Here is a 25,223-nt window from a genome sequence, read left to right on the forward strand (position 1 = left end):
TTCACGGAAGTGGACGGGAGCATCACCAATGAGGTGAACACCCGCTTCGAGGTAATTGGGACCAACCTAGAGATAGAGGACAGCAACGGGACCCTTCAGGTACCATTGGCCAATTTGGGCAGTGACGACCAGACCTTGTCTGAGGTACTTGCCGAGGGCAACAGCGCGGGGACCTCGATCACCAATGTGACGGACCCTACCAANAAACATCAATATAGATCAAACAGCTTCAGAAGTTGATTCTGACAACCCTGTGGACGTGAATGGAGATGGAACAGCAGAGGATACGGTAGAAGAAGTGATTCAAGCTATTGCCCCGATCACGGCCAAAGCCGCACGAATTTTCTATCCGCCTTCCATCGCTATTGATGCTTCAACAAACGGTACTTTCAATCTTGACCTTTACCAAGAATATATTGATCAATATGGTTCTCCAGCAGTGGGTAGCACCGGTGCTCCAGCAACGATTCCTACCTATAGTCGTTCCGAATTGTATTATTATGTGACTTATGCTGATCCAACGGTATTTGACATAAGTGCCATGGCGATTGATGCAAATGGTAACCTTACTTATAAGATTGATGCACAGCCATCGGATTACAATGCATTGATCAACGTGGTTTTTGTCGTAAAATAATAATCAATACGGACGCACAGATTTGAAACCAAAAACCTCATATACGTCTTTATTCATTGGATTGTTCATCCTGTTCATGGGGATCAACTTTGCAAATGCCCAGTTTTTGCTCCAGGCACCCAATACAGGGGATGAGAACAATTACCGATGGTATGAGGCATCCGACCCCGCTACAGTCTTGGGAACAAATTCATTTTATGAAGCTACTCAAACAGGGGTTTATTTTGCAACCTATGATGGAACCCTTTGCGGTTCCAACGCTACGGGATATTTTATTTTGACGGATTGTGAAGCTCCGAACAATCAGGTAACGCTCGATATTTCAGCGAGCATACCTTCTGGTGCAACTGTAAGTTGGAGTCCTTCGCTGAGCGGCGACCAGACCCGTCCCACGGTGACCAGTACACAAAGTGTAATGCGGTACACGGCTACCATCACAAAAGTTGGGAATAGCAGCGAGCTACCACGATTTACCGTGGTGTGCATGAGCCAAGCTGCCAATTTATTGGATGATGTAGTGGTGGTGAACGAAGACGAATCCGTGGTCGTACCCATATTTGATAATGATACCGATTTGCCGACTTCCGGTACCTTGACCATCACAGACCCAACCAATGGAACTGTGAATGTTGATGACAATGGAACCCCTAACGATCCAACGGACGATGTGGTTACCTATTCTCCAAATGCGGATTACAACGGCAGTGATAGCTTCGATTACACCATTTGCAACAATTTTGGGGATTGTAGTACGGCAACAGTGATAGTTGATGTACTTCCAATTTTGGATGTCAATGATGATGTGACCTCCACAGAACAAGGGGTGGATGTGACCATTTCTTGGCGGGCCAATGACAATGATATTCCCACTTCGGGCTCCATTTCGGCTACCAACCCTTCCAATGGAACCATTGTCTTGAACGATAATGGCACTTCGGCGAATCCATCCGATGACAACATCACCTATGTGCCCAATCTAGGGTATTCAGGTACGGATTCCTTTGAATATACCGTTTGTGATACCAATGGAAATTGTGGTACGGCCACGATTACGGTGGTGGTCACTTCACAACAAATCTTGGATAGCGATGCAGATGGTATATTGGATAGTTTTGAAGACCTTAATGTGGATAACGACAACGATCCATCCACCAATCCAACAGATACCGACGGTGATGGTATTCCGGATTATCTGGACATCGACAGTGACAATGATGGTATTCCGGATAATGTGGAAGCCCAGTCCATCTCGTCCTATATACCCCCAAGTTTGGTGGATGCCAACGGGAACGGTCTGGACGATGCCTACGAAGTGGATGGAAGCATAGGTTTGATCCCAGTGGATTCAGATGAAGATGGTATCCCGGATTATGTTGACCTTGATAGTGATGATGATAATGTGCCCGATGCCATAGAAGGACATGACCATGACCATGATGGTATTCCAGATGTGGAGTTCATAGGTTCGGATAAGGACAATGATGGTCTGGATGACGGTTTTGAGGGTGAAACAGTCATCGACATCGATGTGAACGACGAAATGGACGATCCAAGCACGGCCTTGCCTGATACCGATTCAGATGGTATTCCTGATTTCAGGGATTCGGACGATGATGGCGATGGCATAGAGACCATTGACGAAGACTTGAACGGAGATGGAAATTATGCCAACGACGATTCCAACGAAAATGGTACTCCAAATTATTTGGATCCCGATCTGGGTGAAACAACAATCGAAGAAATTGATGTGATCAATGTGATAACACCCAATGGGGACGGAATTCACGATGTGCTCAACATCAAGGGAATTGAAAATTATCCGAACAACACGGTGAGGATATACAATAGATGGGGTGTCATGGTATTCCAGACGAAGTCCTACAACACCAGTGGAAATGTGTTTGACGGAACCTCACAAGGTAGGGTCACCGTGGATAGTGACAATAAACTCCCTGTGGGCACCTATTTCTACGTGATAGATTATGAAGATCAAGGAGGAAACACAAAACAGCTTTCGGGCTACATATATATAAACAGATAAAGAAAATGGGTACGGCGGACAAAAATATCTTTATGGGAAAAACAGGATGGCTATTTCTGATTTTAATGATCTGTATCATGTCATCACTCCACGCACAGCAAGATGCCCAGTACACCCAATACATGTACAATACCGTGAGCGTGAACCCTGCCTATGCAGGTTCCCGCGGACATTTGAGCATAGCGGCACTCTACAGGAACCAATGGTTGGGCCTGGACGGTGCCCCGGAGACCCAGACGCTCAATATCCACACCCCAATGGGCTATCGTGGAGTTGGATTGGGTCTTTCCATTGTGAACGATAAGATAGGGCCCACCTCTGAAACCTATTTTGATGTGGACTTTTCCTATACCATCCAAACCTCTTGGGAAGGAAGGTTGAGCTTTGGCCTAAAGGCCAGTGCCCACATGTTGGATATCCGTTATTCCGAACTGGACGAATTTGAAGTGGATCCGCAGTTGCAATCCCAACAGGATATCCAAAATAAGTTTTCCCCGAACATAGGAGCAGGTGTCTATTACCATACGGACAGATTCTATGTTGGCCTGTCCGCACCCAGAATATTGGAGACTTCCCATTTTGATGAATCCTCCGTGTCCACGGCCAAGGAGCAGATCAATATGTATCTCATTACAGGTTACGTTTGGGACCTTAACCCTTTTTTGAAGTTCAAGCCCACCCTTTTGACCAAGGCTGTTCAAGGGGCGCCTTTGCAGGTCGATCTTTCGGCCAATTTCATGATGAACGAAAAGTTCATTGGTGGGGTGGCCTACAGATGGGACGCTGCGTTCAGCGGACTTTTTGGCTTCATGCTGTCCGACCAGTTGATGCTCGGTCTTGCCTATGACCGTGAAATAACGGAACTCGGTGCAGCGACCTTCAACGACGGTTCCTTTGAGGTCATCATACGGTACGATTTCATCAGGAATATCGGAAACCTGAAATCCCCACGTTTCTTTTAGCAAGAATTTAAATACTCTGATCGGATGTTTTTCCCCTAAAGGTCATATTTTTACCATATGACAGAGGAAAACGTGATATTGGTCAATGAAAATGATGAACCCATTGGGTTGATGCCCAAGATGGAAGCCCATGAAAAAGCCCTTTTGCATAGGGCATTTTCGGTTTTTATCATGAACGATAAAGGGGAGACCATGCTGCAACAACGTGCCAGTGACAAATACCACTCCCCATTGCTGTGGACCAATACCTGCTGTAGCCATCAACGGGAAGGTGAGGGAAACATTGAAGCGGGAAAGCGTAGGCTCATGGAAGAAATGGGTTTTACCGCCAATCTCGAGGAACTCTTTTCCTTTGTGTACAAGGCCCCGTTCGATAATGGCCTGACCGAGCATGAGTTTGACCATGTGATGATAGGTTTCTACAATGATGCTCCCAAGATCAATCCGGAGGAAGTGGCCGATTGGAAATGGATGCAGCCCAGCGACATCAAAAAGGACATGGCCCAAAACCCTCAGCACTACACCGAATGGTTCAAGATCATCTTTGAAAGGTTCTATGACCATCTAATGAAGAACATCCCTGTGCAATGAAAGTCAAAGTAAGCAGAAAGGCCAGTTTCAATGCGGCCCATAGGTTGTACAGACCGGACTGGGACGAGGAGAAGAACAATGCCGTTTTTGGCAAATGCAACAATCCCAGGTTCCATGGACATAATTATGACCTGATCGTGAGTGTGACCGGGGAGATAGACCAAGCCACTGGATTTGTGATGGATTTGAAGGTGTTGAAAGATTTGATCAAGGAACATGTGGAAGATGCCCTAGATCACAAGAACCTCAACTTGGATGTGCCAGAGTTCAAAGACTTGAACCCTACCGCAGAAAACATAGCCGTGGTCATTTGGAACAGATTGCGGCCACATATTGAAAACGAGAACGAATTGGAGGTGGTGCTGTATGAGACCCCTCGCAATTTTGTAACCTATTCCGGATAAAATGGACTTATACCCCTTAAAATTCCGCCCCATTCTTAAAGAACGCCTTTGGGGAGGGACAAAACTGAAAGAAGTACTTGGAAAACCAATAGAAAGTGACATAACAGGGGAAAGTTGGGAACTTTCTGGGGTCAAGGGGGATATTTCCGAAGTGGCCAACGGACCTTTGGAGGGCACTTCACTTGAAGACCTGATTTCGAAACAACCCGAAGCTGTACTGGGTAAAAGTGTAGTGGAACGGTTCGGAAACGAATTTCCCATACTCATCAAATTTATCGATGCCAAACAGGATCTGTCCATACAGCTGCACCCGAATGATAAGTTGGCCAAGGAAAGGCACAACTCCTTTGGAAAAACGGAAATGTGGTATATCATGGACGCCGACCCTGGGGCCAAGCTCATTGTGGGCTTCAATAAGGATGTGGAGAAGACAGAATACATCGAAAGCCTTGAGCAGGGTACCCTTTTGGACCTTATGAATTATGAAGAGGTGGAAGAGGGCGATACGTTTTTCATCAACACCGGAAAGATACATGCCATAGGCGCCGGAGTGCTGTTGGCCGAGATCCAACAGACCTCGGATGTGACCTACAGAGTGTTCGATTTCAACCGAAAGGACAAGGATGGGAACCTAAGGGAACTCCACACCGGTCTGGCCGTGGATGCCATTGATTACGAAAAGAAGGACGATTTCAAGGTAGGGTATCCCAACGACAAGGACACGGTGAACGATATGGTGGACTGTCCGTATTTCAAGACCAATTTTTTGGAGCTGACAAAAAATATGGAGCAGGATCTTTCCCAAAGGGACTCCTTTACCATTTATATGTGTGTTGGGGGTGGGGCGACCATCACCAATGATTGGGGCAGTGCCACCATTCAGAAAGGGGAAACTGCCCTTCTTCCCGCATCCAGCACCTTTGTGGAAATTGAAGCCAAAGGGGCCAAACTGTTAGAAGTTACCATTTAAGTAGTACATTTGAAAAAACACTAGTATGCCAAGCATTCGCGATCTTAAGAAAGACATCAATTTTGTCCTTGGGGACATCATAGAGGCGGTTTACATTTGGGAAGCCGGTTCCGGCAACAAGGAATCCGAAGAAGGGACGGTCATCATTGACAAGGCCATTGCCATATACGATGAGTTGATGGACAAGGTGAACCAAAAGAATGTGGAGGACCGTAAGGCCCACTTTACCCAAATACGCAAGGAGTTGGAAGAAAAGGCCACCGAATTGGTGGAGCAGTTCAACAGTCTGGCGGGCTAGTCCTTTTTGTCCAAAAATTCCTTGAACGCCTTTCCGTGTTTGGATGATGCCACTTCTGGGGAAAGGTTTCTATAGATGGAATCCAGATATTTTGGATTGGCCTCACTGGCCTCCGTCATCATAATGTACGGGGTGGCAAAGGAATTGCCATTGTTCAGGCCAAAGTTGAGGGCATACCGGTACCTGCTTATGGTATTTTGGTTGATCAGCCCTTGGAGTGAATCCAATGCCAATGAATCTTCTTGGAATTTGGGAAGCGAAGCCTGTTGGGCCAAGGACAGTTCCTTGATGTTGAACTTGGAGGCCATCTCATAGAACTCCACCAATTTCTCATGTGATTTGGAGCCCATTATTTCCGAGTTGGTGTCGAATGTGTTCCAAGAGGTGTTGATGGTGATATTTCCTGCCTCGCCAAAAAAGGTGATGCGGTCGTTGATGTCGTTATTGTCCTCTTTCTTCAGGTAGAGATAGAAGATATCAGGGGTTTCCACTTCCTCATTGAAAGAAAACTGTCCATCCCCTTGGATTTCCAACGAATCCAAGGTCACAAGTGTCGAATCTTGGAACTGCTGCAGGTAAAGGGTCCCCTTTTTCAGACCTTTGATGTTTCCATTGACCACCATGGTGTTCTCCGTGTTCTTTTCACACGAAACCATTATTGCTCCCAATAGCAATACGAAGAATATCCGCTTCATTGTAAATTTTTTGCAGGGCAAATATGCATAAACTTCTGAAATAATCTAAACTTTGGAAGCGACTTCCATCAACAAAGCGCACAAATAGGCCCCTGCCGTGCCCACCACATAGCCAAAAACGGCCAAAAGGATGCCCACAGAGGTAAGGGATGGGTGAAATTCGGCCGCCACCACAGGAGCGGAGGCTGCTCCGCCCACATTGGCCTGACTACCCACTGCCAAGAAAAAGAACGGAGCCTTGATGAGCTTTGCCACCAAGATCAACAGTCCGGCATGGATGGTGATCCAGATAAGGCCAATGGCGATCAACCCTGGGTTATCGAGTACCTTGCCCAGGTCCATTTTCATGCCGATGGTGGCCACGAGAATGTAGATGAACATACCCCCGATCTTACTGGCTCCCGCACCTTCATAGTTTTTGGCCTTGGTAAAGGACAGGCCTATGCCGATGGCCGTGGCAAAGACCACCATCCAAAGGAAATCGGAACCCAATGAGGACAGTATTTTCTGGGGATTTCGGACCACTTCGAAATTGTTCTGCAAAAAATCGGCAAAATGGAAGCCCAACAAATGGGCAAGGCCCACCCCGGTAAATGCATAAAAGAGCATCATGATGAGATCCTTGAGCGAGGTGACCCTTGCAATTTTTTCGGTATGGGCGGATACTTTTTGTTTCAATTCTTCAATGGAAGATGTGTCCGCCTTGAGCCATCGGTCTATCTGTTTCGTTTTGCCCACGCCCAATAGGATAATGGCCATCCAGAGATTGGCCACCACAATGTCTATGAGCACCATGCCACCATAATTCTCTTGGTTGTATTGGAACACTTCCAGCATGGCCGCCTGGTTGGCACCGCCGCCGATCCAACTCCCGGCTATGGTGGCCAGACCCCTCCAAACAGCATCAAATCCATTTCCGCCCACGGTCTCAGGGGAAAAAATGGAAACGATCAATATAGCGATGGGGCCACCAATGATGATACCAGCGGTTCCCGTCAAAAACATGATGAGGGCCTTGGATCCCAAGTTCATGATGGCCTTGAGGTCAATGCTCAGGGTCATCAAGATCAGTGCGGCAGGCAGCAGATACCGGCTGGCCACAAAATAGGTTTGGGAAGAGGCTTCGTCCACAATGCCTACACTGGCCAAAATGGCGGGCAACAGGTAGCACATGAGTACGGTGGGCACAATGGTGTAAAACTTACTCCAGAAACCTGAGGCAATGGATGAGGTATAAAAAACAAAGCCGAGGCAAAGACAGAGAAGCCCAAAGATGACGGTGTCATCGGTAAACGGTAGTTGGTCCATGGATTTTAAGCTAGTTGCCCAAATATATGGAATTCGGAGGGGGTGTCCATCCTATTGATGCATATAATGTACGATGCTAAAATCAAATTGAGTCAACAATTCCACCGTTTGAAATAATAACATGACTGCTTTTTGCCTATTTTTAGGATATAACACAAAAACCATAACATCATGAGAAGTTTACTTTGGTTAGTTGCCGTAATTTGTATTATAATTTGGGTATTGGGGTTTTTTGGCGTGGTCGCTGGTATGGCTACCAGTAATTTGATCCATATCCTGTTGGTGATTGCCGTGATTGCCATCTTGTACAATATTATATCTGGACGTAAGCCCTTGTAATTGTTTCAAGGACTGGAAATCTGGATTTTTTTCCGGTAGGAAAAAACACAGTATAAAGAACAGTTGTCCGTATGGGACAGCTGTTTTTTTATTTGAGTTGGGGCCGATTCCTATTGCTGAACATTTGGACATAGTTAAAAAAAAGCCAAAATTGCAAATTCGATTGCCCATCGATAAAACATTCTGAAATTTAGCTAAACCTATTGCCATAGGAATCATACCTTATTATATAAGAGAAGCTGGAAATGAAAAAAACCGTATTCGTATTGCTTTTGTTGCCCATTATTGGTTTTGGCAACACCATTTGGGGGAAAACGGGACACCGTGTCACGGGAGAGATTGCCCAGAGCCACTTGACTGGAAAGACCAAAAGGGCATTGACCGATCTATTGGACGGGCACAGTCTTGCCTTTGTATCGACTTTTGCGGATGATATCAAGGCAGATCGTGCCTATAACAAGTTTTCACCATGGCACTATGTAAACTATCCCTTGGGAATAAATTATATAGATTCTGAAAAAAGCGAGGAAGGTGATATCATCACAGCCATAGAGGAATGCAGGGCCATCATCAAGAATAAAGCGAACAGTAGGGAGGACCGTGTGTTCTATCTAAAGATGTTGATCCATTTCATTGGAGATCTGCACCAACCCATGCACGCGAGCAGGGCAGAGGACAAGGGAGGCAATGACATCCAGGTGCAATGGTTCGGGCAGGGGACCAACCTGCACAGCATCTGGGACAAGAACCTTATCGAATCCTATGGGATGACCTTTACAGAGTTGGCCGATGAACTGGGCAATGTTTCCAAAAAGGAACGAAAAAAGATACAGGAGGGCACCATTTACGATTGGGTGGACGAATCCCACGACATTTGCGCGGAACTCTACGATTCTGTCAAAGTGGGTGACAAACTGGGCTACCAGTATTCTTATAAATACAATGACCTATTGTTCCAACAGCTCCAAAAAGGAGGATTGCGATTGGCGAAGGTCCTCAACGATCTATTTGATTGAAAACTATCCTTTAGGATAGAACGGTCTTCAACTGGTTTCGGTACTCGGATGGGTTCTGCCCGGTAAATGCCTTGAACGATTTGTTGAAGTGCGAAAAATTATTGAAACCACTGTCATAACATACTTGGGTGATGCTGATGGGCTGTTCGGCCAATAGTTTCGAAGCGTGCACCAAACGGTATTCGTTCACGAACTGGGTAAAGGTTTTGTTGGTGATCTTTTTGAAGTACCTACAGAATGAGGGGACCGTCATGCTCACCATGTCCGCAATTTCATCCAGACTGATGTCCTCTTTGAAATGGGCCTTCACGTGGTTGAACACAATATTGATACGATCGTTGTCCTTCACCTCGGTCTCCAGGGAAAAGCCTTCTGCGTTCAAAACATTCATTTCGTTGGAAGTGGCCAAGATGTTCAAAATGTTGAGGATGGACAATAGCCTTTGGAAATCGGTCTGGTATTCCAAGATCTCCATTTTTTCACCGACCTTCATCTTGGTCTTTCCCGAAAAGGCAATGCCGCCTTTGGCGACTTCGAACAATTTTTGGATGTTCTTCATTTCCGGGATGTTGAAAAAATCACTGCCCAGAAAATCGGCCTTCATCTGTACCAAGGTCTCACTTTTGTTACCGGTAAGCTTATCGGTGAACCCGCAGTGGGGCAAGTTGGAACCGATAAGGATAAGGTCTCCGTTCCTAAAATAGGAAACATGGCTGCCTATCTGGCGTTTGCCAGACCCCCCGTTCACATACACCAGCTCCAGTTCAGGGTGGTAGTGCCAGCCATTGTTCTTGTTCTCGTTGCTTTCATTGAACTTCTGAAAAGTGAACGAGTGGCCAAAACTAGGTGCAATGGATTCAAAAGCAGGTTTTTGGGTCATGTATGCCAAATTTTGTTCTGTACTATAAAGGTATATCGATGTTGGTCGAACACTTATCTGCAAAATTACCAAAAAGATGTGCTATTTTATCATTAATAAAAGGTTAATATCCACGCCATGTTAAAATTGCATATAAACTGGAAAACATGGTGGTGTTCCTGTCCTATATTGCGCCATACATTTGTATCATCATCCTAAAAAAACAAAGTGTTATGAAAGCAGTAGTAAAAAACCTAACAGTAGTAGCGGTCCTTTTGGTATCTGCCATGGGATTGGCTAACGGAACAGCAACCGATTTTGGTAAGAAAGTAACTGCCAAGAGCGAAGTGGAGAAAAGCATTATCAATATAGAGTTGGACCCCGTGTTCGTGAAAAAAGGTCAGAAAGTGATGATGAACCTTTTGAACATTTCACAGGACAAAGTGACCCTAAAGGTGTATGACAGCCAGGACAGGCTTGTGTACAACGAATCCATCAGCGGTCAACTTGTTGTGGAAAAGGCGTTCAACTTTGAGAAAGCTTTTGAAGATAAATACACCATCGTAGTCTCCGATAAAAACGGTACCTACAAAGAGACTATGGAAGTAAGATAGTTTGTTTAGTTAATTTTTATGTGCACGGGGGGTCGAAAGGCCCCCTTTTTTTATGCCCACTTTTTTAACCGTTCCCTTTTTCCGGGAGGCAAAGCCTCATTGTCTATGGCCCACTGCAAAAGTGTTTTGTCCTTTTCCTTGGCAAAGAGCAGTTGGTAAAATTGTTGGGTGGTCAATGGGTTTTTGGATTCTTCCACCAGTTCCATCCCATCACCAACGGACACTTTCCCGGTTTCCACAATACGGAGATAGGTACCCGGCCAGCCGTGGTCTATAAAAGCTTTCAATATATTCTGGTCACCAAACCGAATGCCCAATTTGTAGCAAGGTTCCCTAGGTTGGCTGATCTGCACCAGTGCCGACCCCAATCTATAGATGCTGCCTATCCTGATTTGGGACTCGTCCAGCCCTTCCACGGTCAGGTTTTCGCCGAACATGCCCCAGTTCCAATCCAGATGGGGGTATTTTTCCCGCCAGTACGGATAGTGGTCGGAAGCGAAGAGGTAGCATGCCTTGTATTCCCCTCCATGTACCTTTCTGTCGGCAACGGTATCGCCCTTAACTTCTTCCACATCCAGAAACAGCGGTTCCTGTACCGGAAATTTGTAGATGCCCGTAGTGGTTTCCTTGCCGTTCCAAGTTATTTGGGTCGGGCGGCCTATGTTGGTAGAGATGATTTTCATCCTACCAAGATAAAAAAACCACTGCTTTTGGCAGTGGTCCTTTCATTTGTTTTTAATGGGGCCCTTCTTATTGCTTTTCCAAGCGCCTGGTCATGGTAAAACCTACCAAAAGCCCCACGCCCGCCAAAGTGAAGATGGTACCGGGGTACGCTACTTCATCATCCATCCCAAGATTGTACACCAAGATGGAAGCCACGAAAATGGCCAATCCAATACCGATGAGCAATAATGAAATGTTGAGGATGATGATTTTCCAGAAGGGTGCTGCACCCTCGCGTCTGCCCTTGACAAAAATACTGGCGTCCGCTCCTTTTTCTATCAAGGCAAGGCGCTCTTTGTTCCTGGTTGAAAAATAGAGGTAGGCAATGGCAAAAATGACCCCAAAAATAATAGGTATGATAATTACTTCAGATCCCATAACAGTTCGTTTTTAATGATTAAAATTATTTGCTTTTCATATCGTATGACGACAGGTTTTAGATGCAGGTTACATAATTTTATAAAATATGTAATCTGTGTAACCCAACCCCGTGTTTCGTCGTCCAATGTGCAATGCTGACCACTAACGAAAAAGAACTGATCAAGAAAATAAGCAACGGAAACACCGTGGCGTTCTCTGATTTGGTGGACGGTCATAAGGACCTGGTCTATACCTTGTGCATACGGATGTTGGGCAATCGGGAAGACGCAGAGGAAGTATCACAGGATGTTTTTATCAAAGTGTTCACAGCTTTGCGTACCTTTAAAGGAGATTCCAAATTGTCCACATGGATCTATAGGATAGCCTATAACGCCTGTTTGGACCGCTTGAAAAAGAGCAAAAAGGAACGGATGCGCGTGGAAGTGGACCATTTGAAGAGCGCGGCATTTTCCGTGATGGACAATGCATTGGACAGGATGGTGCGGGAGGAGAGGTCGGTATTGATCAATTCCTGTTTGGCAGCATTGCCGGCCGAGGATGCAAGCATCCTGACGCTTTTTTATTTTGAGGAAAAGAACCTCTTGGAAATGGAAAAGGTATTGGACCTTTCCGCGAACACCATCAAGGTGAGATTGTTCAGGGCCAGAAAGAAACTGGCTGCTATCATGGAAAATAAATTTGACAAAGAAACAGTGGGAAGCAATGGATAAGCACGAAGAAAAAGAATTGGAAGCATTTGTGGACAAGATCATGGCAGAAGCTCCTTTGGAGTCGCCCTCCGCGGACTTTACCAAGAACCTTGTGCAACGCATAGAAGCCACACAACACAAAGAGGTATATCAATATAAACCCATAGTGCCCAGGCAAGTACTCGTCCTTCTTTTTATTGGATTGTTGACCTTGACTTTCTATCTCATTGCCCAATACGGTCTGGAAAGTGATGGCGGATGGTTCGGAAACGTATCCGTGGAACCTGTTTTTGACAACATTTGGGGCTGGTTGGAAAATTATACCTCATCCAAAATTTTGATGTATGCCGTATTGCTCTTTGGGCTGTTGTTCTTTGTACAGGTGCCCTTGTTGAAGAAACAACTGGACCGCAACGTGATGCTAGAGTGAGTAGGAGTAGGCCCAGTACATCAATGCGAACTGTAAGGGTATTCTAAGGACCAAGGCCCATTTGGGCAGACCTGCTGCGGCCTTTTCATTGGAGAGCATGTAAAAATGGACGGGCAGAAAAACAGCAAGCATCAAAATGATGCCAAAAGCGCTGAGTTTTTGTGTTGCCTCAAAGCATAGACCGATTCCCAAAATAATTTCGGCCATCCCGCTCAAGAACACCAACAACTTGTGGTAAGGGAGGTATCTTGGCATGATGCGCAGGTATATCTTCGGTTTAATGAAGTGCATGGTGCCCGCAAGAATGTACAGGCCTGCCATCAAGTAAAGGTGCCATGGTGCCATAGATCAATCCTTAAATTTCCAAAAAGGGACCACAGACTCCGTCAAGGTGACAATCTCGCCCTTATCTTTTCGTTTCCTTTTGAGTTTGAGGAGGTGTTTGCCCTCTTCCAGGTCCGATATTTTGAGGAAGGTCTCAAACCCAAGAACATTGTTGAGACCCGTGGTCAGGATGAAATCCCCATCCATTTGCAAGGTATCTATTTCGAAAGAATAGACATCGTTGAAGGTCCTCAAGTATATTTTTCGGATACTGTCCTTTTGTTGTTTCGTGGTGATTTCATCACTCCAGTTGGTAGTGATCTGGATGTTCGAGCTAAGGCCCCTTCTGTCTTTTTTGGGTTTGAGCGAATCATTGAAAATAAAGATACGCTCCTCGATATGTTCCGAGAACGGGACAAAAATGTTCAAGTAGGATTTGGTGGTCACTTTGGAAGGAATGATCATGGTACCCGGAAAATCCCCATCATCGATCAGCATGTCCCCATAATTCTCCTTATTGGCAAAAGTGCCGGATGAGTTCAAGTCTTTTTCCAGATAGTTGGAATGGCGGTACTCCAAACTGGTGATGACCAATATCAGAATATATATCGGTGCCAAAAAGAGGGTCAACCGCTTGCCAAAACGATGGTCCAGAAAATTATAGACCAAAGGTCTATACAGAAATGAGAGGGTCAAAAAACTGAATACCCAATAGATGGGAAAATAGATTTTGGATACCCACTTGTTCCGTTTGAGCAGTCCTTGGGTCAAAAAATCGATAAAGGTGAGGAACATTCCCACGATGATGAACACAATGAGGATGGAACCCACAATGCTTCCCAACTGTTCCGGCAACCATTCGCCCTGAATGATGAAAGTGGCCACCACTACAATCGAAATGATGATCATGGTCATGGCCAGCACATAGAAGATCAGCAAAAAGGAAATGGCAAAGAGCACACTACAATAGTTCTCCAGATTGGCGATATATCGGTCAAAGGAAACAATCCTCTTCTTCAGGTAGTTGGTGAACAGTTCGGAATACCTCAGTTTTTCGAACTCAATGTCACCCGACACATACCGAAGCCCGAGGGCACCGATCCATAATCCCCTAAGGATGACATGCAGCAACAAGTTGAACAGGAGTATGGAACTTGCAATGTGCAGGATGAAATAGGCAACAAACCGATAGATGTGTTGTTCGTTCTCGGCATTGACCATCTCTATACGAAGCGGTTCGTAGGCCGTGAACAGTCCAAAAATGGAGAATCCGGAAATGATGAGTTCCAATTCCCAGCTTTGCTGTTGAAGGGAATCCAACAATTTTTTGAAGGACGGACTCTTGTAGTCGTTATGGTCCACGGTTTGGTCGATTGATTGTTGGAACCAATATAGTCATTAAAACGAAAAACCGCTCAAAATGAGCGGTTTTGTATCAATTGGAAATCAAAGTAGATGTGCTACTTGATCATCTCGTAGCTACGGGCAATGAATTTGGTCAGTTCCTCACCTTTTAGCAATCCCTTGGACAATCGGGCCAAATCCAAGGATTGGTTGATCAACCGCTCCCGCTTTTTGTCCGTCTTGGTGTTCAAGATCTCGCCCACCAGCTCATGGTTGGTGTTCACTATGAGGTTGTACATATCGGGCATATTGCCCATTCCGAACATGCCACCGCCACCAGTGCGCTGCATTTCCTTCATTCTTCGCATAAATTCGGGCTCCGTGATGATGAAAGGGGATGCGGTACTGTCCATGGCCTCCAATTGGATGGTGTAGCCCTTGTCAGCAATGGCGTTTTCCAGACTGGTCTTCAACTGGTCTTTTTCCTCATCGGAAAGTTTGGAAATGGCCGTGTCCTCTTTTTTGATGAGGTTATCGATGTGGTCAGCATCCACTCGAACAAAAGAAACCTTCTCCTTGGAGGTCTCCAATTTTTGCAAAAGGTGCGGAACAATGGGCGAATCCATCAAAAGCACCTCATAGCCCTTGGTCTTGGCCGCCTCGATGTAGCTGTGCTGTGCCTCTTTGTCCGAAGCATAGAGTACCACCAGCGTGCCGTCCTTATCAGTTTGGGTATCCTTGATCTTGGCCTCCAGTTCCTCGAAGGTGTGATAGGATCCATCCACGGTGGGGAACAGGGCAAATTTTTCAGCTTTCTCAAAGAATTTCTCCTCGGTGAGCATTCCGTACTCGATCACCACTTTGATATCGTTCCACTTTTGCTCAAAATCCTCCCGGTTGTTCTTGAAGAGGGAACTCAATTTGTCTGCAACCTTTCGGGTGATGTAGGATGAAATTTTCTTCACCGCGCCATCTGCCTGAAGATAGGACCTGGACACGTTCAATGGAATATCGGGCGAATCGATTACCCCGCGGAGCATGGTCAGGAACTCTGGGACTATACCTTCCACATTGTCCGTTACGAACACTTGGTTTTGGTACAATTGTATCCTGTCCTTTTGGATGTTGAGGTCGTTGCTCAATTTCGGAAAGTATAGGATACCCGTCAGGTTGAAGGGATAGTCCACGTTGAGATGGATGTGGAAAAGCGGTTCCTCGAACTGCATAGGGTAGAGTTCCCTGTAAAAACTCTTATAATCTTCGTCCTTCAGGTCGGTAGGCTGTTTGGTCCAGGCCGGTTCTGGATTGTTGATGATGTTGTCCACCTCTTGGGTCGGGGCCGGTTCGTCTTCCTTGGCCCCTTCCGGTTTGGGCAGGGTCTCTTTTTTGGTGCCGAATTTGATCGGGATGGGCATGAACTTGTTGTACTTCACCAGAAGTCCACGGATTTTGGAATCTTCCAAAAACTCTGTGGAATCATCGGCCACATGGAGAATGATCTCCGTTCCTCGTTCCTTTTTATCGGCACTTTCCAAGGTAAATTCGGGCGATCCGTCGCAGATCCAATGTACGGCCGGTTCGTCCTTGAAGCTCTTGGTGATGATCTCCACCTTTTCGGCCACCATGAAAGCGGAATAGAAACCAAGACCAAAATGACCTATGATGCCTGCTTCCTTGCCAGCGTCCTTGTATTTGTCCAAGAATTCCTCGGCACCCGAGAAAGCAACTTCGTTAATGTATTTTTTGACCTCGTCCTCGGTCATCCCGATACCTTGGTCAATAATATGGATGCGTTTTTGGTCCTTGTCCACTTTCACCTCTATGATAGGGTTTCCATATTCCACCTTGGCTTCGCCGATTGAGGTCAAGTGTTTTAGTTTTAAGGTTGCATCCGTAGCGTTGGAAATAAGCTCCCTTAGAAAGATTTCGTGGTCACTGTACAGAAACTTTTTGATCAAGGGAAAAATGTTCTCTACCGAAACATTGATTTTACCTGTAGCCATCGTTTTTATTTTTTGTCTTTATCCCTTTCAGTCAAAAAAAATACCAGAACCCCAAATCTGACAAACTGACATTTGCCCCTTGTCGAGAATGGCAAATTTCAACTTTAACAAAATTTTGTTTATTCTTTTTGATTAAAAATTAAACAATATAGGTATATTTACAGTGTTATAGGAAAGATTGCTATGAGATAGTTTTACTATAACAATTTGTTTATTTATTGGTTAGGTTGTGGAAAATGCACTTTCGCCTGAAAGTGCATTTTCTTTAAGTGGTTCCACCGGACAGCCCAACACACAAAATTTAATTTTCGGTAAAATGGCAAAGACGACCAAAACAGTAATCACGGCGGACAAATTGATTGCCCTGTACATGGATCATGTCTTGGAATATGAAAAAGTCCCAGGGACGATCTATAAGTTTTGTAAGGACCATAAGATAAAGGAAGAGGAGTTCTATACTTTTTTTGGCTCATTTGAGGCCCTACAAGTATGCATTTGGAATCGATTTTTTGAAAACACCATTGGACTTCTGCAAAAGAACAAACAGTTCAACGCAATGTCCAATGAAGAAAAGATGCTCACTTTTTTCTTTACCTTTTTTGAAAACTTGGGGTTGAACAGGAGTTATGTCCTATTTGTTCTAAAGGCGCATAAGAATCCCATTGAAAATCTCTCCCAACTAAAAGGTCTTCGGAAGCAGTTCAAAAATTTTGCTTCAGGACTCATCGAGGAGAAGAACAGTGAAAAGAACCTGAAAATCTTACAGCACAATGCGCCACTTTTCTCGGAAGGGGCTTGGTTGCAATTTTTGTTCCTCCTAAAATTTTGGATGGAGGATGGTTCCCCTGGTTTTGAGAAAACGGATATCGCCATAGAAAAATCGGTGACCACCATTTTCCAGATTTTTGAAAACACCTCATTGGAGAAAATAATCGACCTTGGAAAGTTCCTATATAAGGAAAAGTTTGTGTAGTCGCCTATGAAAACATTGGACAGGATACCTACGGGGAAGATGGAACGCGCCGGGAAATTGGTCAGTACCGGGGTAAAGATCGGGGGAAACTACGTCAAATATTATGGCAAAAAACTGGTCGACCCGGAAACTTCCAAAGAAGAATTGGATAGGGACAATGCGGAGGACATTTATGATGGGCTCAAAAGCCTGAAGGGAAGCGCACTCAAGGTTGCCCAAATGCTCAGCATGGAGAAGAACCTATTGCCCCGTGCCTATGTGGAAAAGTTTTCCCTTTCGCAATTTTCCGTACCTCCACTCTCTGCGCCATTGGTGCGCAAGACCTTCAAAAAATACTTGGGAAAATACCCCGAGGACATCTTTGACACTTTTGAAAAGGATTCCATCAATGCTGCCAGTATTGGCCAAGTCCATAAGGCCACCAAAGATGGTAAACAGTTGGCGGTAAAGATCCAATATCCCGGTGTGGCAGAAAGTATAAGTAGTGATTTGGCATTGGTAAAGCCCGTGGCCATCAAAATGTTCAACTTGAAAGGGAAAGACTCTGAAAAATATTTCAAGGAGGTGGAGCACAAACTGATGGAGGAGACCGATTATATTTTGGAACTCCAACAAAGTACTGAAATCACCAAGGCCTGTGCAGTCATTCCAAACATGGAATTCCCGGAGTATTATCCCGAACTTTCCAGCGAACGGATATTGACCATGGATTGGATGAAGGGCATCCATCTGGGAGAGTTTGTCCAAACGGAATTTGGTTCCGAACTGGGCAATAGATTGGGGCAGGCATTGTGGGATTTTTACATGTTCCAGATCCATCAGCTCAGAAAAGTACATGCAGACCCCCATCCAGGAAATTTTTTGGTCAGCCCCAAGGGAAAACTCATTGCCATAGATTTTGGTTGCATCAAGGAAATACCCGAAGAGTTTTATGTCCCATATTTTGAACTGGCCAAAGAAGAGAACATCAATGATGATGAAGTCTTCATGCAGAAGTTGTACGAACTGGAAATACTGACCCCTACCGACACGAAGGAGGAACTTACCTTTTTTACGGAACTGTTCAAGGAAATGCTCAGTATATTCACATCACCTTTTCACAAAGCGGAATTTGATTTCGGGGATGATGTTTTTTGGTCGAGGATTGCCGATTTGAGTGAACGCTACTCCAAGGATGAACAGATTCGAAAAATGAACGGAAACCGTGGCTCCAAGCACTTTTTGTACATCAACCGAACCTTTTTTGGACTGTACAATCTGCTCCACGATTTGAAGGCCAAGGTGCGTGTGGGCAATTTTGCCACACAGATGAATTGATTCAACTTGTCATAAAAAAAGCATCCTAAACCTATTGGCTTAGGATGCTTTCAAGTGGATTGGGCCAATCTTAATTTGACCCGGAAATGTTGTCACTGTTCATTTCCTGCTTTTGCTTCACGTACTTTTCCAGCCATTGGTCCTGCTCCCACAAAAGGTGCAGAATGCTTTCCTTGGCCCTGTAGCCATGGCTTTCCTTGGGCAGCATCACCAATCGGACGGTAGCACCCAGTCCTTTCAATGCATTGAAATAACGTTCACTCTGCATGGGGTAGGTGCCGGAGTTGTTGTCCGCCTCACCATGGACGAGAAGTAAGGGCGTCTTCATTTTTTCGGCATGCATAAAAGGGGACATGGTATAGTATACTTCGGGGGCTTCCCAATAATTCCGTTCCTCACTCTGGAACCCAAACGGGGTCAGGGTCCTGTTGTAGGCACCACTTCGTGCAATCCCTGCTGCAAAAAGATCGGAGTGGGATAGCAGGTTGGCCACCATAAAGGCACCGTAGCTATGTCCGCCAACGGCAACACGATCCGTATCAATATATCCCATCGCGTCCAATGCATCTATCGCAGCTTTGGCATTGGCCACCAATTGGCTCCTAAACGTATCGTTGGGTTGCTCGTCGCCTTCACCGATGATTGGGAAGGAGGCATCATCCAAGACCACATAGCCGCGGGTCACCCAATAAATGGGCGAGCCCCAGTAGGGATAGGTAAATTCATTCGGGTTCTGTGTGTTCTGCGAGGCACTGTTCTTGTCCTTGAATTCCCTGGGATAGGCCCAAAGGATCATGGGCATTTTTTCTTTTTTCTGCATATCATAGCCCACAGGAAGGTATAGCGTGCCGGTCAGTTCCAAGCCATCGTCCCTTTTATAGGTAATGACTTCCTTGTGCACATTTTGGATGCTTTGGTAAGGATTTTCAAAAGCGGTGAGCTGCATGGGGCCTTTTCTTCTGATCACACTTTTGTAATAATAATTGGGGTATTCGCTGGGCGATTCGATACGGACCAATAATTGGTCATTCTCTGGATTGTATTCAATGAGGCGCTCCAACTTGTTTTCCAACTTGGAAGTGTACAAGCGGGTCTTTTTCAAGGTGTTCAGGTCCATTTTTTCCAAAAAGGGAAATTGGCCCTCCTCCGTATACCCATCTCCCAAAAGATAAGCGTTGTTGTTTTTATCGAGGGAGAGCACCCAACTTCCATTTTCATTCCTCTTGGTGATGAAGTTCCCGGGGTTGCTATACACATCCTGATAGTTTCTGTCCGAAATGACCTTGGGTTGTTTTTCTGGGTTGGAAGGGTCAAAAAGATAAGTTTTGGTGTTCCGATCGTTCCACCAACGGTCATGGGCAATGGCAATATCATCGTTGCCCCATTGGATCCAGGAGAACCTGTTCTTTGTTTTTAAAATAGATTTTCCTTGCCCATTGAAAGGTGCTTCCAGTTCAAAAACCTCGTCACGGTAAGGAACCTCATTTTGGGGGTCCCCACCATCCAATGCCTCCACATAGACCAAGGTTGCAGGCTTGTCGTTTCTCCAGCTGAGGTCGCGCATGCCCGTCCTTTCGGCCATAAAACCTTGGGGCAGGTCCTCAATAAGGGGTATTTCCAGCATTTTCTTTACCAACTTGCCATCCTTGTCAAAAATGTTCGTGGTGTTCGGAAACCTGTAATAGGGCACCAAATAGGAAAAAGGCTTGTCCAGGGTCACTGTCATTACATAACTGCCATCCGGTGAAAAGCTGATGCTGGTGTACATGTCCGTTTCTTTCCATTTGGTCTTGCTTCCATCCAATTTTACTTTGTAAAGTTCGGATCGTGCCAATTGCTCAAAATTGAATTCGTCATTGGGGTTCTTCAACAGATCCTGATAGGTCCTGTTCTGGGCTTTTTTGCCATCGTTCGCGGAAATGGTAGGGCCATCCGGAACGGCTTCGCTCACATCGATCAATGGTTTCCGGTCACCCGGCAACATTTTGACCAAAATGGATTCCCCATCCTTGAACCAATTGATCACATCCCTCATATTGGCATTCACATTCGCATCGGTAAGTTTGGTCGCTTTGGCGGTTTCCACATCCAGCACCATCACCTCCACGCCTTCCGAAGTAGTGTGGGTAAAGGCCATTTTGGATTGGTCCGGTGACCAGTTGAAATTGGCCAATCTTGGATTTTGAGGCAGACCTTCCACTTGGATTCCATCTTTCTCCCCAATTTTTTTCACCACGATGTTGTTGTAATAATTGGTACGGCTGCCGATGTTGGTTTTTGGGTTGATCCGAAGACCTGCCAGGCGAAGTTCTGTTTCTGAAAGTTCGGCTATCGTCTTGTAGTAATCGCTGTAGAGCAGCAACATATGTTCGCCATCGTCGGCAATCAGGACACTGGGTGCCGTAGGGGCATTGACCAGTTCCAGTATTTCTTCAGGTGGTTGTTGATAGGTCAGTTTCTCTTGCGATTGTCCCCAACCGAAAGCGAGCAACGCCAGAAAAACCAGGTAGTGTTTTCTCATGATGATTTTTTTAAGGGTTAAGAATTTGATGAATCTTTAAATGTACAATTTTTTAAAAGTATTATTTTGGCTGACTTTTGAACATTTGGCATGAATATTTGCTAATTTTCAATTTGTAACTATCTTTTTGACTTAAATTTTTTCACATGTATAATTCCAAGATTGCAGGATTGGGTTTCTATGTACCTGAAAACGTGGTCACCAATGATGACCTCTCCAAGATAATGGACACCAATGATGAGTGGATACAGGAACGTACCGGGATCAGAGAACGGCGCCATGTGGTCAAAGGTGAGGACACCACCACCTCCATGGGGGTCAAGGCGGCCCAAAAGGCAATAGAACGGGCCGGAATAGATAAGAATGACATAGATTTCATTGTTTTTGCCACATTGAGTCCGGACTATTACTTTCCAGGCCCAGGGGTATTGGTCCAACGGGATTTGGGGCTCAAGACCGTGGGCGCCCTTGATATCCGCAACCAATGCTCGGGTTTTGTGTACGGGGTTTCGGTGGCCGATCAGTACATCAAAAGTGGGATGTACAAGAATGTTCTGGTCATCGGTTCCGAATTGCATTCCCATGGTCTGGACATGACCACTAGGGGCAGAGGGGTATCTGTGATTTTTGGAGATGGTGCAGGTGCGGCCGTGATGACCCGCGAAGAAGATCCCAAGAAAGGGGTTCTTTCCACTCACTTGCATTCGGAAGGCGAACATGCCGAAGAACTTTCCCTCATTGCTCCCGGAATGGGAAAACGATGGGTCACGGACATCATTGGCGATGCCGACCCAGAGGATACATCCTATTTTCCCTATATGAACGGGCAGTTTGTCTTCAAAAATGCCGTAGTGCGTTTCAGTGAGGTGATCATGGAAGGTTTGCAGACCAATAATTTGACCCCAACGGATATCGATATGTTGATCCCCCATCAGGCCAATCTCAGGATATCCCAATTCATCCAGAAGAAATTTGGACTGTCGGACGATCAGGTGTTCAACAACATCATGAAATATGGGAACACCACGGCAGCATCCATTCCCATCGCTTTGACCGAGGCCTGGGAGGCCGGAAAGATCAAGGAAGGTGATCTGGTGGTATTGGCAGCCTTTGGCAGTGGCTTTACTTGGGGCAGTGTTATTATCAGGTGGTAACCAAACTACAAAAACGACTTAAATAACAAACCCCGATCTCTTTTGGAGATCGGGGTTCTTTATTGATGCCCTTGAAAGACTAACCAACCAACACTCTGGCAAGGACCATCAATTTACGTTAAAGGATGCCGCCACCACCTTGTTTGGTGTTGTCGTCCCTGTTCTTGCGTTGCTTCGCACGGTTCTTTCCACTGCCGAAGCGATAGGACAGCCCTACGTAAACATTGTTGCTCTCCCAGTTGAAGGCACCTTCCTGTGCATAGGGGTAATCACCCTCAAAAGCGAAACGCATGGTATTGAATATGTCGTTATAGTTCAGGCTGATGGTGCCCTTGCCCTCGTCGAAGCTGTAGCGTGCCCCCAAATTGACAAAGTACATGGGGTCTGCGTCAAACTGGATGCTCCTGTTCCTGCCCCGGTAAAAACCGAATGCCTGAAGGGTCAGTTTCTTGGTCACCGTGAAACTGTTGTTCATGCGTAGGTTCCAGGCCGTGTTGTCCACTTGCACCCTTTCCGCAACGATATCTTCTTCCGATGGATCAGGGTCTGTGGTGTTCAGGGTCTCCGTTATCCCACGTTGCGTTTGGGAGAACAGGTCAAAACTACCGTTGATGTTCCACCATTTGGCGGGTCTGTAGTTAGTGGACAGTTCCATACCATAGGCAGAGGTCTTGTCAAAATTGTCAAAGGTCAAGATGGTTTTGTTCAGGTCCAATCGGTCAATATAGATGGCCCTGTTGATTTCATCGGCGATACTTCTATAAAATACACCTGCCGTTATGCTTCCGCTCTTCAGGCGTTTGGTATAGTTGGCCTCATACGAACTGGTGAACTGTGGCACCAAGTTCGGGTTTCCAAATGCGGAGATCAATGGCGTGGCGAATTCCCTGATGGGGTTTACCTGCTGCAATCCGGGACGGTCCACACGTCTGCTGTAGCTCACTTGCACTTGGTCTCCTTCATTGATGCTATAGGTCACAAACGCCGATGGATAGATCTGTGTGTAATTGTCCGTGAATGCTCGTACGGCATTGGTGTCCGCCTGTACCTGGACATCCTCGATACGTACACCCATCTGATAGGACCATTTTTTATAGGTCTGGCCAAAAGTGGCGTAGGCAGAATAGATGTCCATGTCATAAATGAACTCGGTGGATGGGGTAGGGACCAGTTCGCCACCGGAATTAAAGGATTGCCCAGTGGAGGAATAATCCACAATGGTCTCAAAGTTTCTCGATTCCAACCCCAACTCCAATTTGGAAATACTGTCCAATGGGTTCACGTAGTCCAAGTTGGCTATGGTCTGGGTGCGTTCGGTGTCCACAAAATCCATGTAATCAGGATAGAGCGATGCCCCAGTGGACCTGAAATCGGCATCTTGGCCACTTTCAAAACGGTTGTGGTCCACTTCCAGTTCTATATTGTGTCCTTCCTTATTGAAATCCAGCTTATAATCAAAATTGTACTGTTCGCTCCTGTTGTCGGAGTCATCAATGAACAACTGGGTAACATTCCGGGAGGGATTGTTTGCATAAGAAACCTCCGTGGCCCCATTACCGATACCATCATAAATGTTCTGGTTGGTAAAGAAGGAAATAGTGTTCTTGTCGTTCAGGTAAAAATCGACCCCCAATTTGTAGAGGTGGGATTTGTTGTTGTTGAGAAAGTCGAACTCCTGGCGCGAGTTTTCATCCACCCGTAGAATACTACCGTCGTTCACCCATTTGCCAATATTGTTGCCATAGTTTCCATAAAAATTGAACTTTCCGTTCCTGTAATTCAGGTCGATGGAGCTGTTGAACTTGGCCTCGATGCCCTTGGTGAGTCCCATGCTCACATTTCCGTTGAAACCGATGTTGGCATTTTTGTGCAGCACAATGTTGATGATACCGCTCATGCCTTCGGGATTATACTTGGCCGATGGATTTGTAATAAGCTCTATGGATTTGATGGATGTTGATGGAATCTGTTTCAACAATTGTGCTACGGGCACGTTGGAGAGTTTCCCGTCCACCATGACCCTTACGTTGGAGTTGCCCCTGAGGGTAATGTCGCCCGTTTGGGAATCCACGTTCACGGAAGGGATGTTGTTCATGATGTCGGAGGCCGTGGCACCGGAAGTGGTGAGGTCCTTCCCAACGTTGATCACCTTTCGGTCCACCCGTTGCTCAATGGTGGTGCGCTCGCCCACCAGTTCCACTTCGTTGAGTTCCTGGGTCTGCTCCATCAAGGTGATGGTGCCAATGTCCACGTTGCGGTTATCTTTGTCAATGACCAGTTTTTGGGAATGGGTCTTGTACCCGATGAATTGTACCTCGAACAGAAAATTTCCATCTGGCAGTTTGTTGATCTCGAATGTTCCGTCTTCGGCGGTGATCCCCCCGGTAATGGTCTCTGTACCATCTTCAGATTTTACGACCACCGCGGCATAGGCCACAGGCTGGTTCAAGGCGTTGTCCACCACGGTTCCCGAAATGGAGCCCAGGGCGTCCGATGAATCGTTGATGGCGAATAATGAATTTAGACCGCACAAGAAAAGTGCAAAAAGTAAGGTCAACTTTTTCATGAGTTGTTCGTTTTTTGATTGATGATTGAGTTGATTGATGATATTTCTAAGACGCCAGTTGAAA

25 protein-coding genes are annotated in these 25,223 nt (G+C 45.8%); 15 read left to right on the forward strand and 10 right to left on the reverse strand.

Going from position 1 to position 25,223, the window contains the following annotated elements:
* The first annotated feature begins 259 nt into the window (after positions 1 to 259).
* From FOT42_RS15280 to FOT42_RS15310, 7 genes are read left to right on the forward strand one after another with little or no spacing between them, the layout of a single operon-like run.
* Complete coding sequence (locus tag FOT42_RS15280) at positions 260 to 637, forward strand: hypothetical protein (protein ID WP_151891393.1); 378 nt, start codon at positions 260 to 262, stop codon at positions 635 to 637.
* Positions 638 to 659: 22 nt separating this feature from the next.
* Entirely contained in the window at positions 660 to 2,678 is a 2,019-nt protein-coding gene (locus tag FOT42_RS15285; RefSeq protein WP_417938431.1) for a T9SS type B sorting domain-containing protein, read from the forward strand.
* Between the two features lie 32 nt (positions 2,679 to 2,710).
* Positions 2,711 to 3,640 (forward strand): PorP/SprF family type IX secretion system membrane protein, encoded by a 930-nt coding sequence (locus FOT42_RS15290; protein ID WP_226789917.1) that lies wholly within the window; start codon positions 2,711 to 2,713, stop codon positions 3,638 to 3,640.
* 57 nt (positions 3,641 to 3,697) lie between these two features.
* Positions 3,698 to 4,231, forward strand: a complete 534-nt coding sequence (idi, locus tag FOT42_RS15295; protein ID WP_151891395.1) for an isopentenyl-diphosphate Delta-isomerase — start codon at positions 3,698 to 3,700, stop codon at positions 4,229 to 4,231.
* Positions 4,228 to 4,635 (forward strand): 6-pyruvoyl trahydropterin synthase family protein, encoded by a 408-nt coding sequence (locus FOT42_RS15300; protein ID WP_151891396.1) that lies wholly within the window; start codon positions 4,228 to 4,230, stop codon positions 4,633 to 4,635. The genes idi and FOT42_RS15300 overlap by 4 nt, the downstream gene beginning before the upstream one ends.
* Position 4,636: 1 nt before the next feature.
* Positions 4,637 to 5,605, forward strand: coding sequence for a type I phosphomannose isomerase catalytic subunit (locus FOT42_RS15305; RefSeq protein ID WP_151891397.1), 969 nt, complete (start codon positions 4,637 to 4,639; stop codon positions 5,603 to 5,605).
* Between the two features lie 25 nt (positions 5,606 to 5,630).
* On the forward strand, positions 5,631 to 5,903 hold the full coding sequence (locus tag FOT42_RS15310) for a hypothetical protein (RefSeq protein WP_151891398.1): 273 nt from the start codon (positions 5,631 to 5,633) through the stop codon (positions 5,901 to 5,903).
* Here the strand turns inward: FOT42_RS15310 and FOT42_RS15315 are convergent.
* Both FOT42_RS15315 and FOT42_RS15320 read right to left on the reverse strand, forming a co-directional pair.
* A complete protein-coding gene (locus tag FOT42_RS15315) occupies positions 5,900 to 6,598 on the reverse strand; it encodes a DUF4369 domain-containing protein (protein WP_151891399.1) in 699 nt (232 codons plus the stop codon). The genes FOT42_RS15310 and FOT42_RS15315 overlap by 4 nt on opposite strands.
* Before the next feature lie 45 nt (positions 6,599 to 6,643).
* On the reverse strand, positions 6,644 to 7,906 hold the full coding sequence (locus FOT42_RS15320; RefSeq protein ID WP_151891400.1) for a DUF819 family protein: 1,263 nt from the start codon (positions 7,904 to 7,906) through the stop codon (positions 6,644 to 6,646).
* A gap of 171 nt (positions 7,907 to 8,077) precedes the next feature.
* Between FOT42_RS15320 and FOT42_RS15325 the strand changes: the two genes are divergently transcribed.
* Positions 8,078 to 8,245 carry a lmo0937 family membrane protein gene (locus tag FOT42_RS15325; protein WP_119619661.1) on the forward strand — a complete coding sequence of 56 codons (168 nt, stop codon included), beginning with the start codon at positions 8,078 to 8,080 and terminating at the stop codon, positions 8,243 to 8,245.
* Positions 8,246 to 8,490: 245 nt separating this feature from the next.
* A complete protein-coding gene (locus FOT42_RS15330) occupies positions 8,491 to 9,261 on the forward strand; it encodes a S1/P1 nuclease (protein ID WP_151891401.1) in 771 nt (256 codons plus the stop codon).
* Between the two features lie 10 nt (positions 9,262 to 9,271).
* On the opposite strand, the gene FOT42_RS15335 is transcribed toward FOT42_RS15330, so the two are convergent.
* On the reverse strand, positions 9,272 to 10,141 hold the full coding sequence (locus tag FOT42_RS15335) for an AraC family transcriptional regulator (protein WP_151891402.1): 870 nt from the start codon (positions 10,139 to 10,141) through the stop codon (positions 9,272 to 9,274).
* Positions 10,142 to 10,353: 212 nt separating this feature from the next.
* Between FOT42_RS15335 and FOT42_RS15340 the strand changes: the two genes are divergently transcribed.
* Complete coding sequence (locus FOT42_RS15340) at positions 10,354 to 10,734, forward strand: hypothetical protein (protein ID WP_151891403.1); 381 nt, start codon at positions 10,354 to 10,356, stop codon at positions 10,732 to 10,734.
* A 50-nt stretch (positions 10,735 to 10,784) separates the two neighbouring features.
* Here FOT42_RS15340 and FOT42_RS15345 read toward each other — a convergent pair whose 3' ends face one another.
* A complete protein-coding gene (locus FOT42_RS15345; RefSeq protein ID WP_151891404.1) occupies positions 10,785 to 11,417 on the reverse strand; it encodes an MOSC domain-containing protein in 633 nt (210 codons plus the stop codon).
* A gap of 67 nt (positions 11,418 to 11,484) precedes the next feature.
* The gene (locus FOT42_RS15350) at positions 11,485 to 11,835 is read right to left on the reverse strand and encodes a DUF6249 domain-containing protein (RefSeq protein WP_151891405.1); all 351 of its coding nucleotides are present in this window, start codon (positions 11,833 to 11,835) and stop codon (positions 11,485 to 11,487) included.
* Between the two features lie 134 nt (positions 11,836 to 11,969).
* On the opposite strand from FOT42_RS15350, the gene FOT42_RS15355 reads away from it, so the two are divergent.
* A complete protein-coding gene (locus tag FOT42_RS15355; RefSeq protein WP_151891406.1) occupies positions 11,970 to 12,548 on the forward strand; it encodes an RNA polymerase sigma factor in 579 nt (192 codons plus the stop codon).
* On the forward strand, positions 12,541 to 12,957 hold the full coding sequence (locus tag FOT42_RS15360; protein ID WP_151891407.1) for a hypothetical protein: 417 nt from the start codon (positions 12,541 to 12,543) through the stop codon (positions 12,955 to 12,957). Before FOT42_RS15355 ends, FOT42_RS15360 begins: the two co-directional genes overlap by 8 nt.
* Here the strand turns inward: FOT42_RS15360 and FOT42_RS15365 are convergent.
* The 3 genes from FOT42_RS15365 to htpG form a co-directional block, all read right to left on the reverse strand.
* Complete coding sequence (locus tag FOT42_RS15365) at positions 12,949 to 13,302, reverse strand: DoxX family protein (protein ID WP_151891408.1); 354 nt, start codon at positions 13,300 to 13,302, stop codon at positions 12,949 to 12,951. The genes FOT42_RS15360 and FOT42_RS15365 overlap by 9 nt on opposite strands.
* Before the next feature lie 3 nt (positions 13,303 to 13,305).
* Entirely contained in the window at positions 13,306 to 14,643 is a 1,338-nt protein-coding gene (locus tag FOT42_RS15370) for a hypothetical protein (RefSeq protein WP_151891409.1), read from the reverse strand.
* Between the two features lie 98 nt (positions 14,644 to 14,741).
* Positions 14,742 to 16,628 carry a molecular chaperone HtpG gene (gene htpG, locus FOT42_RS15375; protein ID WP_151891410.1) on the reverse strand — a complete coding sequence of 629 codons (1,887 nt, stop codon included), beginning with the start codon at positions 16,626 to 16,628 and terminating at the stop codon, positions 14,742 to 14,744.
* Positions 16,629 to 16,944: 316 nt separating this feature from the next.
* Here htpG and FOT42_RS15380 point away from each other — a divergent pair, with 316 nt between their 5' ends.
* Positions 16,945 to 17,601 carry a TetR family transcriptional regulator C-terminal domain-containing protein gene (locus FOT42_RS15380; protein WP_151891411.1) on the forward strand — a complete coding sequence of 219 codons (657 nt, stop codon included), beginning with the start codon at positions 16,945 to 16,947 and terminating at the stop codon, positions 17,599 to 17,601.
* A gap of 6 nt (positions 17,602 to 17,607) precedes the next feature.
* Positions 17,608 to 18,918 (forward strand): ABC1 kinase family protein, encoded by a 1,311-nt coding sequence (locus FOT42_RS15385; RefSeq protein WP_151891412.1) that lies wholly within the window; start codon positions 17,608 to 17,610, stop codon positions 18,916 to 18,918.
* A 70-nt stretch (positions 18,919 to 18,988) separates the two neighbouring features.
* Here FOT42_RS15385 and FOT42_RS15390 read toward each other — a convergent pair whose 3' ends face one another.
* A complete protein-coding gene (locus FOT42_RS15390) occupies positions 18,989 to 21,439 on the reverse strand; it encodes an alpha/beta hydrolase family protein (RefSeq protein ID WP_151891413.1) in 2,451 nt (816 codons plus the stop codon).
* 146 nt (positions 21,440 to 21,585) lie between these two features.
* Between FOT42_RS15390 and FOT42_RS15395 the strand changes: the two genes are divergently transcribed.
* Positions 21,586 to 22,593 (forward strand): 3-oxoacyl-ACP synthase III family protein, encoded by a 1,008-nt coding sequence (locus tag FOT42_RS15395; protein ID WP_151891414.1) that lies wholly within the window; start codon positions 21,586 to 21,588, stop codon positions 22,591 to 22,593.
* Positions 22,594 to 22,711: 118 nt separating this feature from the next.
* Here the strand turns inward: FOT42_RS15395 and FOT42_RS15400 are convergent, their stop codons facing one another.
* The gene (locus FOT42_RS15400; RefSeq protein WP_151891415.1) at positions 22,712 to 25,159 is read right to left on the reverse strand and encodes a TonB-dependent receptor; all 2,448 of its coding nucleotides are present in this window, start codon (positions 25,157 to 25,159) and stop codon (positions 22,712 to 22,714) included.
* Between the last annotated feature and the right edge of the window lie 64 nt (positions 25,160 to 25,223).

The organism is Flagellimonas hadalis (assembly GCF_007785775.2).
Classification (GTDB): domain Bacteria; phylum Bacteroidota; class Bacteroidia; order Flavobacteriales; family Flavobacteriaceae; genus Flagellimonas; species Flagellimonas hadalis.

Bases quoted from the DNA above. Each gene is read 5' to 3' on its own strand.
- FOT42_RS15355 (WP_151891406.1), top strand. From the start codon at position 11,970: ATGCTGACCACTAACGAAAAAGAACTGATCAAGAAAATAAGCAACGGA.
- FOT42_RS15385 (WP_151891412.1), top strand. From the start codon at position 17,608: ATGAAAACATTGGACAGGATACCTACGGGGAAGATGGAACGCGCCGGG.
- FOT42_RS15360 (WP_151891407.1), top strand. From the start codon at position 12,541: ATGGATAAGCACGAAGAAAAAGAATTGGAAGCATTTGTGGACAAGATC.
- FOT42_RS15365 (WP_151891408.1), bottom strand. From the start codon at position 13,302: ATGGCACCATGGCACCTTTACTTGATGGCAGGCCTGTACATTCTTGCG.
- FOT42_RS15335 (WP_151891402.1), bottom strand. From the start codon at position 10,141: ATGACCCAAAAACCTGCTTTTGAATCCATTGCACCTAGTTTTGGCCAC.
- FOT42_RS15330 (WP_151891401.1), top strand. From the start codon at position 8,491: ATGAAAAAAACCGTATTCGTATTGCTTTTGTTGCCCATTATTGGTTTT.
- FOT42_RS15350 (WP_151891405.1), bottom strand. From the start codon at position 11,835: ATGGGATCTGAAGTAATTATCATACCTATTATTTTTGGGGTCATTTTT.
- htpG (WP_151891410.1), bottom strand. From the start codon at position 16,628: ATGGCTACAGGTAAAATCAATGTTTCGGTAGAGAACATTTTTCCCTTG.
- FOT42_RS15345 (WP_151891404.1), bottom strand. From the start codon at position 11,417: ATGAAAATCATCTCTACCAACATAGGCCGCCCGACCCAAATAACTTGG.
- FOT42_RS15290 (WP_226789917.1), top strand. From the start codon at position 2,711: ATGGGAAAAACAGGATGGCTATTTCTGATTTTAATGATCTGTATCATG.
- FOT42_RS15305 (WP_151891397.1), top strand. From the start codon at position 4,637: ATGGACTTATACCCCTTAAAATTCCGCCCCATTCTTAAAGAACGCCTT.
- FOT42_RS15310 (WP_151891398.1), top strand. From the start codon at position 5,631: ATGCCAAGCATTCGCGATCTTAAGAAAGACATCAATTTTGTCCTTGGG.
- FOT42_RS15390 (WP_151891413.1), bottom strand. From the start codon at position 21,439: ATGAGAAAACACTACCTGGTTTTTCTGGCGTTGCTCGCTTTCGGTTGG.
- FOT42_RS15320 (WP_151891400.1), bottom strand. From the start codon at position 7,906: ATGGACCAACTACCGTTTACCGATGACACCGTCATCTTTGGGCTTCTC.
- FOT42_RS15300 (WP_151891396.1), top strand. From the start codon at position 4,228: ATGAAAGTCAAAGTAAGCAGAAAGGCCAGTTTCAATGCGGCCCATAGG.
- idi (WP_151891395.1), top strand. From the start codon at position 3,698: ATGACAGAGGAAAACGTGATATTGGTCAATGAAAATGATGAACCCATT.
- FOT42_RS15395 (WP_151891414.1), top strand. From the start codon at position 21,586: ATGTATAATTCCAAGATTGCAGGATTGGGTTTCTATGTACCTGAAAAC.
- FOT42_RS15315 (WP_151891399.1), bottom strand. From the start codon at position 6,598: ATGAAGCGGATATTCTTCGTATTGCTATTGGGAGCAATAATGGTTTCG.
- FOT42_RS15400 (WP_151891415.1), bottom strand. From the start codon at position 25,159: ATGAAAAAGTTGACCTTACTTTTTGCACTTTTCTTGTGCGGTCTAAAT.
- FOT42_RS15340 (WP_151891403.1), top strand. From the start codon at position 10,354: ATGAAAGCAGTAGTAAAAAACCTAACAGTAGTAGCGGTCCTTTTGGTA.
- FOT42_RS15380 (WP_151891411.1), top strand. From the start codon at position 16,945: ATGGCAAAGACGACCAAAACAGTAATCACGGCGGACAAATTGATTGCC.
- FOT42_RS15325 (WP_119619661.1), top strand. From the start codon at position 8,078: ATGAGAAGTTTACTTTGGTTAGTTGCCGTAATTTGTATTATAATTTGG.